The following is an 11,890-nucleotide window of genomic DNA, read 5'->3' as shown; positions in this document are numbered from 1 at the left end:
AGAGTCGGGCCTGGCTCAGCCCTGGCGGAAGCGCTTGCCTTTGCCCTCGCGTGTGATGCGTTCCCACACGGCCTGCTTTTCCGTGTCGTCCATGAAGACCCAGTTGCTGACTTCCATGGCGCTGCGCCCGCAACCCTGGCAGATCTCGTCGAACAAGGTCGAGCAGATGCCGATGCACGGGCTGTCCGGGCGGTCGAACAGGCTTTCGTCGCCGCGTGGTGCATTCGGTTGTGATTCCGGCTGTGACTCCGGCTGCCCGTCGGTTGGCTGGGCGGATTGGCTGGGGTCTTGCGGGTTTGACGGCATGCGGCTGGGTGGCGGGGCGGATGGGCGCTCATTATAAACGGCTGGCTGCGCCGGCCTTGGCTGCCGGTTGATGACGTGGGAGGTCATTGAGCGGCGCCGCCGTCGCGTCTACGCTGGAACCAGCCTGATCGTACCGATCCTCCCAAGGAGACCATGATGCTGTCCCTGATTCCCGCCTTGTCCAGCACCGCGAGCGCCGCCGCCACGCTGCCTGTCGACCCCCGTATCCGCCATACCGTTGAGCAGGTGCTGATGGGCTCGCCCGTGGCCCGTGCCCTGGGCATCACGCTGGATGTGCTGGCTGTCGACCAGGTGGAATTGCTGCTCCCGTTCCGGCCCGACAACGTGACGGTCGGCGAGATCGTGCACGGCGGTGTGATCGCCACCTTGATCGACGTGGCGGGCGCGGCAGCGGCGGCTTCGGGCGCCGATGCCGGCAACCTGCGCGGCGGCGCTACCAGTTCGCTGAATATCCAGTATCTCGAAGCGGCTAGTGCGGCCAACCTGCGCGCTGTTGCCAGCGTGGTGCGGCGAGGGCGCCGCCAGGTGGTGACGGAGGTCTCGGTCTATGCCCAAGGGGAGAACCAGGTTGAACTGGTGGCCAAGGCCTTGATGAGCAGCACCTTGTTCCTGAGAGAGGGGACGTCCTGAATTGGCACCGCCGCCACGCCGGCATCGGTCAGGATGCCGGCGTCTCGCACCGGATCAGAACTTGTGGCGAATGCCGACCGTCGCGCCAAGCTGGTTCGCGCCAGCCTGAACGTACGCACTATCGGTCGGGCTGTTGTTGTTGAAGCCGTTCACGCTCAGGTTCGAGTTGCCCTTGTTCTTGACGTAAGACAGGGAAGCGTAAAGGTCGGTGCGCTTGGACAAGGCGTAATCCGCCGTGGCGACAAAGTCCCAGGGGTCGGCACCGCTATTGCGGAAGTCCTGATAGTACGCGGCGCCCGTGAGCGAAAATGCCGGGGTCAGCTGGTAGGCCAGGCCTGCCCAGTACAGGTTCGCCCCGCCGTTGGTGAACTGGCCGCCAGGCAGCGAGGCGCCGTTGTAAGCCTTTGCCCAGCGGTAGCCTAGGAATGCCTTGGCAGCACCCAGCGTGTACGAGCCAGCCGCGGTGGCACGGCGAATCATCTGCGCACTGGCGGCGCCGGTGTTGTTCGCCTGGTCATAAGCCGCGCCCACCGCGAAGGGACCCGCCGCGTAGCTGGCCAGGAAGCTGTATTCGCGGCCGTTGGTGAAGGCTCCCGCCACTTCGTTGCCATTGTTGGTGAAGCTGTAGAGACCGGACACGGTCAGGCCGCCGAACGTGCCAATGTACTTGCCGCTGTTGTCGGCACGCGAGCCAAATTCCGGCGCGGTCGAGGTAATGCCGTAGCGTGTCGAGATCGCCATCGGGTCGTAGAGCAGGCCGAAGTCGAAGAACGGGGTCGTGTGGCGGCCCAGGGTGAACGTGCCGTACGGGCTTTGCAGGCCGACATAGGCTGCGCGCCCGAAGAGGCGGCCACCTTGGCCCGACGAGCCGGTGTCAAAGTTCACACCGCTTTCTAGTACAAAGATGCCCTTCAGGCCGCCGCCGATATCCTCGACGCCGCGCATGCCCCAACGCGAGCCGGACTGATTGCCCGAGGTCAACCGATAAGCGTTGCCGCCGGGAGCGCCAGCGGCCGTCGCGGAGGATTTGTTCGTGTACTCGAGGCCGGCATCCGCCACGCCATACAGCGTCACGCTCGACTGAGCATTTGCGCCGACAGCGGCCAGGGCAGCCATTGTGGCCGCAAGCAATTTCATTCTCATTTCAACGATCTCCTCTAAGGTTCTTGGTTTTTTCGAGCACGGCTGGTCCCGTGCCGATGTTTTTGCACAACCGCGAGCCGCTATGAGTGCGCCGTGCGCCGTGCGCCGTGCCGATGGGCGTGCATCCGCTAATCGTGGGCAGCACTTTGCCTAGGCCGCGAACGCGTGCGCGTTCGGGCCCGGCAGGCTTGTCGCGGCCTGTGTTTCGTCAGGTGTCAGGAGTGGAGTGCGGGGGAGCCGAGGTTGGCAGCTGCCGCGCTGGGCGCAGCGCGTTCACGCGCCATCAGGAAGACGATGGCGGCGGCGATCAGGTCGAACACTGCCAGCAGGACGAACAGCGGGCTGTAGCCGATATGCGTGACGGCAATGCCGAACAGCAGCGTGAACAGGGTCGCGCCCAGGTAGCCGCTCATGCCGGCCAGGCCGGTGGCTGTCGCCACTTCGTTCTTGCCGAACGTGTCGGACGTGATCGAGTAGAGCGCGCCCGACAAGGTCTGGTGGGCGAAGCCGCCGACGCACAACAGCGCGATGGCGCTGTATGGGCTGTCCACCAGGCCAACGCAGGCCGGACCGATCATCGCCAGGCAGCCGACCAGCATGACCAGCTTGCGCGAGGTAAACAGCGACACCTTGAGGTGCTTGTGGAACCACGGGCTGAGATAGCCCCCCAGCACGCAGCCAATGTCGGCGGCGAGGAAGGGCAGCCATGCGAACATCGCGATCTCCTTGATGTTCATATGGCGCTCGGTTGCCATGTAAAGCGGAATCCAGGCGTTGAAGGTTTGCCAGGCCGGCTCCGACAGGAAACGGGGAATCGCGATCGACCAGAAATTCCGGCTGCGCATGATCTCGAGCCAGCTTGCCTTGGCCGCGTTGGCATCCTTGTGCTGCGCCTCCTGGCCGGCAAGGATGTACTCGCGTTCCTGGTCCGACAGGCGCTGCTGATTCTTCGGGTGCTTGTAGCAGAGCATCCACAGTACGGTCCATGCCACGCCCAGCGCGCCGACGATGATGAAGGCCCGTTGCCAGCCGCCGTTCAGGATCGTCCACACGACCAGCGGCGGGGCGCATAGCGCGCCGATCGACGAGCCAATGTTGAACCAGCCGATGGCGATCGAGCGTTCCTTGGCGGGGAACCATTCCGTCGTTGCCTTTACGCCACCGGGGATGCCGGCGGCTTCGGCCAGGCCAAGCAAGCCGCGAAAGAACGCCAGGCCTTGCCAGCCGGAGGCCAGCGCGGCGGCGGCGCATGCCAGCGACCACGCCAGCGCGAAGATGCCAAAGCCGATCTTGGTGCCGATGGCGTCCAGTACCAGGCCGGCGACCGGCTGCATCATGGCGTAGCAGACCTGCCAGGCCACAACCACATAGGAGTACTGCTGGGTCGTCATATGCAACTCCGACATCATTGTCGGTGCGGCAACGGATAGCGTATTGCGCGCCAGGTAGTTGACGATCAGGCCCATCGTGACCAGGCTGACCATCCACCAGCGCATGCCCTTTATGTGTTTCATCATGTCTCCTTGTATTTATGGATTCGCGGCAAAGCCGTGTGCCGCGCTACGTCGTTCTCGATCCCGGTTGGCCCCAGGGCCAGCCCACGCAGGTCAGGTGGCCAAAGCAAGCGGCCAAAGCAAGCGGCCATTGATCCTCGGCGTGGGGCATCGGTTGGAAATCAAGCCTCTTGGCTTAGGGGCTACCCGTGGGCGCCGCCATGGCGCTGCGCCTCTGGCGTGAAATCGATGCTCGCGAAACTGCCGCCCTGGTACTGGCGGCCGATGGCATCGAGCGGGTTCGGGGCTGCGAGAATCTCTTCGGCGAAGTCTTCGGCATTCTGTTTGGGCTGGTAGCGCAGGCGCGCCGCGCCATCGTTGTTCCAGCAGCTGCGCGTATTGGCGGAGACGCCCCACACAACGAGGAAGCCAAGGTCAGGCACCGTGATGCCCTGCTCGATGAGATGCACGAGATCATCGTGTCCCAGCCAGGTACTCAGATGCCGAAACTCTTGCGGTCTCTCCACGCAGCTGCCGATGCGCACACAGACGCTCTCGATGCCGTGCTTGTCCCAGTAAAGACGGGCAAGCCCTTCGCCCCACATCTTGCTCAAGCCGTAAAAGCCATCCGGGCGAAACTCGCAGTCGGTCGAGAGTTGCTGGTCCACCGGATACATGCCGATCGCGTGATTGGAACTGGCGAACACGATGCGGCCGACTTTCTGGCGCCGCGCGCCCTCATAAACCTCGACGAGCGCCCGCAGGTTGTTGTCGATGATCTCCGGCAGGGGGCGCTCGACACTCGTTCCCGCCATGTGAATCAGCACGTCGACACCGTCCAGCAGGCGGTCGACCACGGCCGGGTCGCGCAAGTCGCCACGCATTACCTCTTCGCCCTCGGCGACCGGTGCGAGCGACTGCGAGTTGCCCGACGAACGCAGGCCATAGCCTCGCGCCAGCAGGGCGGTCCGCAGGACGGTGCCCAACTGGCCACCGGCGCCGCTTAATGCAATCTTGGTCACGATATGAAATCTCCGTCTTGTTTGGTCTGGCCCGGCGTATGGAGCGCTCGCGCCCTGATCCCATGGAGAGTGCGAGCTGAACCGGCCTCGCGATCATTCATGGGACGTCATACAACTAAATTTAAACTTATTTGTCAGACAAGTGCATTTAAAGTAGGACAACTTTCTTAGGATTTCAAAGGGTTGTCAACGACAACGATCGGGAAATCGGGTTTACCCCCGGCCGTAGATGGCTTAATGACCATATTTCAAAAGTGAATTGGCTTGCTGAACGGTTGATAGACCTCACATGCAGTATGTTAGTCTGACAGCTTGCGCAACAACCCATACGCCGGCCAACCGGCGCAGCAGCAGGAGCAAGGTGTGGACGAATTGGTATTGACGGCAACCGACAGCACCAGTCTTTCGGAGCAGGTTTGCAAGCTGATCATCGGAGCGATCCTGCGGGGAGAGTTCTCCGCGGACCAGAAGCTACCGACGGAAGCCGATCTGGCCAGCCGTTATGCGGTATCCCGGACGACCGTGCGGGAGGCCCTGTCACGCTTGCGATCCGAAGGGATCGTGGTCTCGCGGCGGGGATCCGGAAGCTATATCCAGCGCATGCCGGTACGCGGGCAGCCGGTCACCCCCCAGATCTCCAGCATCGCGGATATCGAGCATTACTATGCATTCCGCCTTTGTGTGGAAGTCGGCGTGGCTGAGATTTCAGCGCAGATGCGCACCGATGCGGACATCGACGCCATTCGCGCCGCCTACGCCGCGCTGGACCGCACACAGGAAAGCGAGACGTCGGGCGTGGAGGAGGACCTGCAGTTGCATCTGTCCATTGCGCGGGCATCTCACAATCCTTTCTTCGTGCCCACGGTCGAGCATGCGCTCGGCCCGATTCGCCAGTGCATGGAACTGGCCCGTAACCTGGGGCAGACGCGCAATCCCACGCGCTTCGAGCAGGTCCAGGCCGAGCATCTGGCGATCATCGAGGCTATTGTGCAGCGGTCGCCGACTCAAGCCTCGATCGCGATGCGCCGGCATATCGAGAATGCCAGGCGTCGAATCTTCGAGGGTGCCTGACTCATCGTCGTGAGCCGGCGCGCGTCCTGTCCAGGTGCGGTAGGGCCGTGCTGACCTATGTCGGGGCGCTCGCTTGCTTGATGTTGTATGGCAACTTTGCCTAAGTCCGGCAGCTTGGTTGTCTTTCGCAAGTGCCGTCACGAATCATGGTGCTTCGGCACCAATCTCAGTTGGCAGGCTGGTACAAATGAGGTTCGCGATGCGCTCCATGTTGTAGGACATCAGGTGTCTTGGGCTGGGAGATGGCGAGCCACTCGCGAAAGCCGTGTCAGCCGGGCTGGCCCTGGGCGACGTTCCGCGGCTCGGCGTCGAGTTGTCGCGCCAGCTCATCCACCGCGCGCCGGATTGGCTGACCGCTCCTGGCTACTTTGGCAAGCGTCAGTGCCCCTTGCCAGCCGCAGATCACCAGGCCGGCGAGCTCGGTGGCGCGTACCCGCGGGATCCCGCGCGCCGCGAAGGCATCGGCCAGCACGGCTTCCCATGCGGCAAAGGCCGCGTTGCCCGCTGCCGCCACGCCCTCGGCCTCCGGGGCGATTTCCAGCAGGATGGTGGAGATCGGGCAGCCGTCACGATAGTCAGACTGGGCCATCCAGCCGGCCATCAAGACGCCATAGGCCCGCACGATCGCCCCCGGCGAGTCGTGTTCCGCGCATAGCTGCGCGAGCGTCGCACGCACCAGTTCGCCGGCGTACACGATGACTTCCTCGGCAATCTGCTCCTTACCTTTCGGGAAGTAGTGATAGAGCGAGCCCTTTGGCGCACCGCTCAATGCAACGATGTCATTGGTGCCGCTGGCGGCGTAACCATACCGGCGAAAGAGCACGGCGGCGGCGCGGACGATCTTGTCCCGATGCTTGGCTTGAGCGGCCATGTGATGAAGTTCTCGGTCGTTGGAGGGGTTGATATCCTGCTGGAATTATATAGACTGGTCTACATTAAAAATAGTGGTTGAGCCATCACAGCCTCAACGATTCAACCAGGAGACATCACGATGACCAACGCCACGGCCGAACATGCCGACCTTCCCGCCGGCTTCGCGCCGCATTTTCGCCATAGTCCGCTGACCGACCCCTGGGAGCCGCTGTACTCGATGCGCACTGACCAGGCCATCGTGCTGGCGGTGAAGCTCGCCCAGGCCCACACCAACGCACGCGGCTTTGCCCATGGCGGGCTGATCACGGCCTTGGCGGACAACGCCATGGGGCTGTCGTGCGGCATGCAGTTCGCCGAGCCGCGCAGCCTGGTCACCGTGAACCTGTCGATCGACTTCCTCAACGTTGCCAGGATCGGGCAGTGGCTGATGTTCGAAACGTCATTCACCAAGGTTGGCGGCACGCTGTGCTTTGCCCAGGCTTTCGTCACCGCCGACGGCGTGGCTTGCGCCAGGGCCAACGCTACGTTTCGGGCCATGCAGTGAGTTTTTTCCTTGGATCTCAATCAGGCAGGGCAATGCAATGACAGCAGATACGAGCAGCACCAGCGCGGCCACCAACGGCGCCTATTCGCTGGACACGGTCAAGCGTGTCAACCAGAGCGCCGCCTTCAACCGATGGCTGGGCTTCGAGGTGATCAGCGCGCAGGGCGGGGCGGCGGAGCTGCGCATGGCCTGGCACGACCAAGCCACGCAATATGCGGGATTCCTCCATGCGGGCGTGATCGGCGCCCTGGTCGATACCGCCTGTGGATTCGCGGCCACCACGGTAGGGGGGCCGGTGATGGCTTCCCACTATTCGGTGAACTGCATGGCGCCGGCCGTGGGGCAGGCGTTCGTGGCGCGGGCCAGCGTGACCAAGGCAGGCAAGCGGCAGGTGTTTGCCAGGGCGGAAGTGTTCGCGGAACAGGCCGGTGGCGAGCTTCGGCTGGTGGCCTCGGGCGAGGTCATCTTCGTGCCTGTCGAGCCACAGACCGCCAAGCCACCTGAGCAGCACGATTGAGATCTCTGAATCGACATCATTAGCGCAATTAACGGCCAGGTATTTGCACCCTACGACCCAACCGGTGCCACCTCACGGGATACCGCAATTTGGGCCACACGCGGCTTCGGCTGGCCAGGCAAGCCTGCAGGGCGAGAGGTACGGCTTGAATGGAAAATGGCAGTCCGGTCGCTACGCGACCGGACTGCCATTCGAGCGGGGCGGACGGGGCGGGAGACGCTGATCCACTCAGGCGATCGATGCAGATAGTGGCAGCTTCGGGATAGTCCCGGTGGCGGGCGCCGTGGCTGGCACTACGGAGCTACGCAGCTAAGGACATGGCTCACCCGCTCAAGCGCACTCCAGCGTGAAACCCATGCCGCCACGTCAGCGTGCCTCAGAACGCGTCGCCGGGCACGCGCACCCATCCTTCCATCAGCACGCGGGCGCTGCGGCTCATGATGGCCTTGGTCACGGTCCATTCGCCGTCGACCTGGCTGGCTTCGGCGCCCACCCGCAAGGTGCCCGAGGGATGGCCAAAGCGCACTGCGTTGCGCTCGCCGCCGCCGGCAGCCAGGTTCACCAGCGTGCCGGTGATGGCCGCCGCGGTGCCGATGGCGACCGCGGCCGTGCCCATCATGGCGTGATGCAGCTTGCCCATGGACAAGGCGCGTACGAGCAGGTCGACGTCGCCTGCGGCAACCTGTTTGCCGCTGGAGGCTATGTAGTCGGCCGGCTCGGCGACAAAGGCCACCTTCGGCGTGTGCTGCCGGGTGGCGGCCTCATCGATATGTTTGATCAGGCCCATGCGCACCGCGCCGTGGGCGCGAATGGTCTCGAACATCGCCAGCGCCTTGGGGTCGCCGTTGATGGCGTCCTGCAGCTCGGTGCCTTTGTAGCCGATGGCTTGCGCATTCAGGAAGATGGTCGGGATGCCGGCATTGATCATGGTGGCCTTGAGCGTGCCGACGCCTGGCACCTCCAGGTCGTCGACCAGGTTACCGGTGGGGAACATGGAACCGCCGGCGCCATCTTCCTCGGCCGCCGGATCCATGAACTCAAGCTGGACTTCGGCGGCGGGGAAGGTCACGCCGTCCAGCTCGAAGTCACCGGTTTCCTGCACGGCGCCATTGGTGATGGGTACGTGCCCGATGATGGTCTTGCCGATATTGGCCTGCCAGATGCGCACGATGGCCACGCCGTTGTGCGGGATGCGGCTGGGGTCGACCAGGCCGGCACTGATGGCGAAGGGGCCGACGGCGGCGGAGAGGTTGCCGCAGTTGCCGCTCCAGTCGACAAACGGCTGGTCGATGGAGACCTGGCCGAACAGGTAGTCGACGTCGTGATCGGGCTTGCTGCTTTTTGAGAGGATGACGGTCTTGCTGGTGCTGGAGGTAGCGGCACCCATGCCGTCGATCTGCTTGCCATAGGGATCGGGGCTGCCGATGACGCGCATCAGCAGCGCGTCGCGGGCGGCGCCTGGCACCTGCGCGACTTCGGGCAGATCCTGCAGGCGGAAGAACACACCTTTGCTGGTCCCGCCACGGATGTAGGTGGCGGGGATCTTGATCTGGGGTACGTGGGCCATGGAAAATTCGTCCTGATGAAAGCGGGCGGTACGTCGCCATACCGCCCGAACACGTTGCGGGTCGATGCGCCTGCGCGCGCTTACGCAGCGGCCTTCGACGATTCGAGGAAGTCCTGCGCGAAGCGCTGCAGCACGCCGCCGGCTTCGTAGATCGACACTTCTTCCGCGGTATCGAGGCGGCAGGTCACCGGCACTTCCACGCGCTCGCCGTTCTTGCGATGCATCACCAGGGTGAGCTCGCAGCGCGGCGTGCGTTCGCCGATCACGTCGTAGGTCTCGGTGCCGTCGATGCCCAGCGTGGTGCGGTTGACACCAGGCTTGAATTCCAGCGGCAGCACGCCCATGCCGACCAGGTTGGTGCGGTGGATGCGCTCGAAGCCTTCGGCCACGATCGCCTCCACGCCGGCCAGGCGCACGCCCTTGGCGGCCCAGTCGCGCGAGGAGCCCTGGCCGTAGTCGGCGCCGGCCACAACGATCAGGGGCTGCTTGCGGGCCATATAGGTCTCGATGGCTTCCCACATGCGGGTGACCTTGCCCTCCGGCTCGATGCGGGCAAGCGAGCCCGGCTTGACCTTGCCGTCCACCACCACCATTTCGTTCTTCAGGGTGGGGTTGGCAAAGGTGGCGCGCTGCGCCGTCAGGTGGTCGCCGCGGTGGGTCGCGTAGGAGTTGAAGTCTTCCTCCGGCAGGCCCATCTTGGCCAGGTACTCGCCGGCTGCGCTATCGAGCATGATGGCGTTGGACGGCGACAGGTGGTCGGTGGTGATGTTGTCGCCCAGCACGGCCAGGGGCCGCATGCCGGTGAGCGCGCGTTCGCCAGCCAATGCGCCTTCCCAGTAGGGCGGGCGGCGGATGTAGGTGCTCATCTCGCGCCAGTCGTACAGCGGGTTGGCCTTTTCGCCGGTGTCGGCGGTCACGGCGAACATTGGCTCGTAGACCTTGCGGAACTGCGCAGGCTTCACGCTGGCGGCAACCACCGCGTCGATCTCTTCGTCGGACGGCCAGATGTCTTTCAGCGTCACCGGCTTGCCATCTGCGTCGGTGCCCAGCACATCCTTCTCGATATCGAAGCGGATGGTGCCGGCGATGGCGTAGGCCACCACCAGCGGCGGCGAGGCCAGGAAGGCCTGCTTGGCATACGGATGGATGCGGCCGTCGAAGTTGCGGTTGCCGGACAGCACGGCGGTGGCGTACAGGTCGCGGTCCACGACTTCCTTCTGGATCACCGGGTCCAGTGCGCCGGACATGCCGTTGCAGGAGGTGCAGGCATAAGCCACCACGCCAAAGCCCAGCTGCTCCAGTTCCGGCAGCAGGTTGGCTTCTTCCAGGTAGAGCGTCACCGCCTTGGAACCCGGCGCCAGCGAGCTCTTCACCCACGGCTTGCGGGTGAGGCCGAGCTTGTTGGCGTTGCGCGCCAGCAGCCCGGCGGCCACCATGTTGCGCGGGTTGTTGGTGTTGGTGCAGCTGGTGACGGCGGCGATGATCACCGCGCCGTCCGGCATCAGGCCGGGCTCGTTCTCGACCTTGCCGCTGATGCCGCGCGCGGCCAGCTCGGAGGTGGGCACGCGCTTGTGTGGATTGGACGGGCCGGCGATGTTGCGCACCACGGTGGACAGGTCGAACCTGAGCACGCGCGGGTACTCGGCATTTTTCAGGCTGTCCGCCCAGAGGCCGGTTTCCTTGGCATACGTTTCCACCAGCTTGACCAGCGCATCGTCGCGGCCGGTGAGCTTGAGGTACTTGATGGTCTGCTCGTCGATGTAGAACATCGCGGCAGTGGAGCCAAACTCCGGCGCCATGTTGGAGATGGTGGCGCGGTCGCCCAGCGTCAGGTGGGTGGTGCCTTCGCCGAAGAATTCAAGGTAGGACGACACGACCTTTTCCTTGCGCAGGAATTCGGTCAGGGCCAGCACGGTGTCCGTCGCGGTGATGCCCGGCTGCGGCTTGCCGGTCAGCTCCACGCCGATGATGTCCGGCAGGCGCATCCAGGAAGCGCGGCCCAGCATCACGCTTTCGGCTTCCAGGCCGCCCACGCCGATGGCGATCACGCCCAGCGCGTCCACCATGGGGGTGTGGGAGTCGGTGCCGACCAGCGTATCGGGGAAGGCCACGCCGTCTTTCACCTGCACCACCGGGCTCATGCGCTCGAGGTTGATCTGGTGCAGGATGCCGTTGCCCGGCGGAATCACGTCGACGTTCTTGAAGGCCTTCTTGGTCCAGTTGATGAAGTCGAAGCGGTCTTCGTTGCGGCGGTCTTCGATGGCGCGGTTCTTCGCGAACGCATCGGGATCGAAACCGCCGCACTCGACGGCCAGCGAGTGGTCCACCACCAGTTGCGTCGGCACGACCGGGTTGACCATGACCGGGTCGCCGCCCTGGGCAGCAATGGCATCGCGCAGCCCGGCGAGATCGACCAGCGCGGTCTGGCCCAGGATGTCATGGCAGACCACGCGCGCCGGGAACCAGGGGAAATCCAGTTCCTGCTTGCGTTCGATGATCTGCTTGAGGGAATCGGTCAGCGTAGCCGGGTCGCAGCGGCGCACGAGGTTCTCGGCCAGCACGCGCGACGTGTACGGCAGCTTGTCATAAGCGCCCGGCTGGATGGCGTCGACCGCGGCACGCGTGTCGAAGAAATCCAGCTGGGTGCCGGGCAGCGGTTTGCGGTTTGCAGTGTTCATTTTTTAGGGACGAAAGAGAGTAATG

General features: G+C 64.2%; 11 protein-coding genes. 4 read left to right on the top strand and 7 right to left on the bottom strand.

Annotated features, from left to right (window positions below; translation table 11 throughout):
- Positions 1-15 precede the first annotated feature (15 nt).
- Complete coding sequence (locus AC1RQC_RS00610) at positions 16-306, bottom strand: DUF1289 domain-containing protein (RefSeq protein ID WP_492375529.1); 291 nt, start codon at positions 304-306, stop codon at positions 16-18.
- 156 nt (positions 307-462) lie between these two features.
- Here AC1RQC_RS00610 and AC1RQC_RS00605 point away from each other — a divergent pair, with 156 nt between their 5' ends.
- Positions 463-957, top strand: coding sequence for a PaaI family thioesterase (locus AC1RQC_RS00605; protein WP_492826495.1), 495 nt, complete (start codon positions 463-465; stop codon positions 955-957).
- Positions 958-1,011: 54 nt separating this feature from the next.
- Here AC1RQC_RS00605 and AC1RQC_RS00600 read toward each other — a convergent pair whose 3' ends face one another.
- From AC1RQC_RS00600 to AC1RQC_RS00590, 3 genes are all read right to left on the bottom strand, one after another.
- Positions 1,012-2,100 carry a porin gene (locus AC1RQC_RS00600; protein WP_492375530.1) on the bottom strand — a complete coding sequence of 363 codons (1,089 nt, stop codon included), beginning with the start codon at positions 2,098-2,100 and terminating at the stop codon, positions 1,012-1,014.
- 215 nt (positions 2,101-2,315) lie between these two features.
- Positions 2,316-3,614 carry an MFS transporter gene (locus tag AC1RQC_RS00595; protein ID WP_492375539.1) on the bottom strand — a complete coding sequence of 433 codons (1,299 nt, stop codon included), beginning with the start codon at positions 3,612-3,614 and terminating at the stop codon, positions 2,316-2,318.
- A gap of 182 nt (positions 3,615-3,796) precedes the next feature.
- Positions 3,797-4,615 (bottom strand): NAD-dependent epimerase/dehydratase family protein, encoded by an 819-nt coding sequence (locus AC1RQC_RS00590; RefSeq protein WP_492375531.1) that lies wholly within the window; start codon positions 4,613-4,615, stop codon positions 3,797-3,799.
- 363 nt (positions 4,616-4,978) lie between these two features.
- On the opposite strand from AC1RQC_RS00590, the gene AC1RQC_RS00585 reads away from it, so the two are divergent.
- Entirely contained in the window at positions 4,979-5,686 is a 708-nt protein-coding gene (locus tag AC1RQC_RS00585; protein ID WP_492808438.1) for a FadR/GntR family transcriptional regulator, read from the top strand.
- Between the two features lie 268 nt (positions 5,687-5,954).
- Here the strand turns inward: AC1RQC_RS00585 and AC1RQC_RS00580 are convergent, their stop codons facing one another.
- Positions 5,955-6,557, bottom strand: a complete 603-nt coding sequence (locus tag AC1RQC_RS00580) for a TetR/AcrR family transcriptional regulator (protein WP_492375533.1) — start codon at positions 6,555-6,557, stop codon at positions 5,955-5,957.
- Positions 6,558-6,677: 120 nt separating this feature from the next.
- Between AC1RQC_RS00580 and AC1RQC_RS00575 the strand changes: the two genes are divergently transcribed.
- Positions 6,678-7,103 carry a PaaI family thioesterase gene (locus tag AC1RQC_RS00575; protein WP_492375534.1) on the top strand — a complete coding sequence of 142 codons (426 nt, stop codon included), beginning with the start codon at positions 6,678-6,680 and terminating at the stop codon, positions 7,101-7,103.
- Positions 7,104-7,140: 37 nt separating this feature from the next.
- Entirely contained in the window at positions 7,141-7,620 is a 480-nt protein-coding gene (locus AC1RQC_RS00570; RefSeq protein WP_492826233.1) for a PaaI family thioesterase, read from the top strand.
- A gap of 376 nt (positions 7,621-7,996) precedes the next feature.
- On the opposite strand, the gene prpF is transcribed toward AC1RQC_RS00570, so the two are convergent.
- Positions 7,997-9,187 (bottom strand): 2-methylaconitate cis-trans isomerase PrpF, encoded by a 1,191-nt coding sequence (gene prpF, locus AC1RQC_RS00565; protein WP_492826231.1) that lies wholly within the window; start codon positions 9,185-9,187, stop codon positions 7,997-7,999.
- Positions 9,188-9,267: 80 nt separating this feature from the next.
- Positions 9,268-11,865, bottom strand: coding sequence for a Fe/S-dependent 2-methylisocitrate dehydratase AcnD (acnD, locus tag AC1RQC_RS00560; protein WP_459373858.1), 2,598 nt, complete (start codon positions 11,863-11,865; stop codon positions 9,268-9,270).
- Positions 11,866-11,890 lie beyond the last annotated feature (25 nt).

The organism is Cupriavidus sp. GW822-FHT03E04 (assembly GCF_058801495.1).
The sequence above is the reverse complement of the archived record's forward strand: the minus strand, read 5'-3'. Positions and strand labels throughout refer to the sequence as shown.

Coding starts and splice junctions, on each gene's coding strand:
- AC1RQC_RS00610 (WP_492375529.1), bottom strand. CDS start 306: ATGCCGTCAAACCCGCAAGACCCCAGCCAATCCGCCCAGCCAACCGAC.
- AC1RQC_RS00605 (WP_492826495.1), top strand. CDS start 463: ATGCTGTCCCTGATTCCCGCCTTGTCCAGCACCGCGAGCGCCGCCGCC.
- AC1RQC_RS00600 (WP_492375530.1), bottom strand. CDS start 2,100: ATGAGAATGAAATTGCTTGCGGCCACAATGGCTGCCCTGGCCGCTGTC.
- AC1RQC_RS00595 (WP_492375539.1), bottom strand. CDS start 3,614: ATGAAACACATAAAGGGCATGCGCTGGTGGATGGTCAGCCTGGTCACG.
- AC1RQC_RS00580 (WP_492375533.1), bottom strand. CDS start 6,557: ATGGCCGCTCAAGCCAAGCATCGGGACAAGATCGTCCGCGCCGCCGCC.
- AC1RQC_RS00575 (WP_492375534.1), top strand. CDS start 6,678: ATGACCAACGCCACGGCCGAACATGCCGACCTTCCCGCCGGCTTCGCG.
- AC1RQC_RS00570 (WP_492826233.1), top strand. CDS start 7,141: ATGACAGCAGATACGAGCAGCACCAGCGCGGCCACCAACGGCGCCTAT.
- prpF (WP_492826231.1), bottom strand. CDS start 9,187: ATGGCCCACGTACCCCAGATCAAGATCCCCGCCACCTACATCCGTGGC.
- acnD (WP_459373858.1), bottom strand. CDS start 11,865: ATGAACACTGCAAACCGCAAACCGCTGCCCGGCACCCAGCTGGATTTC.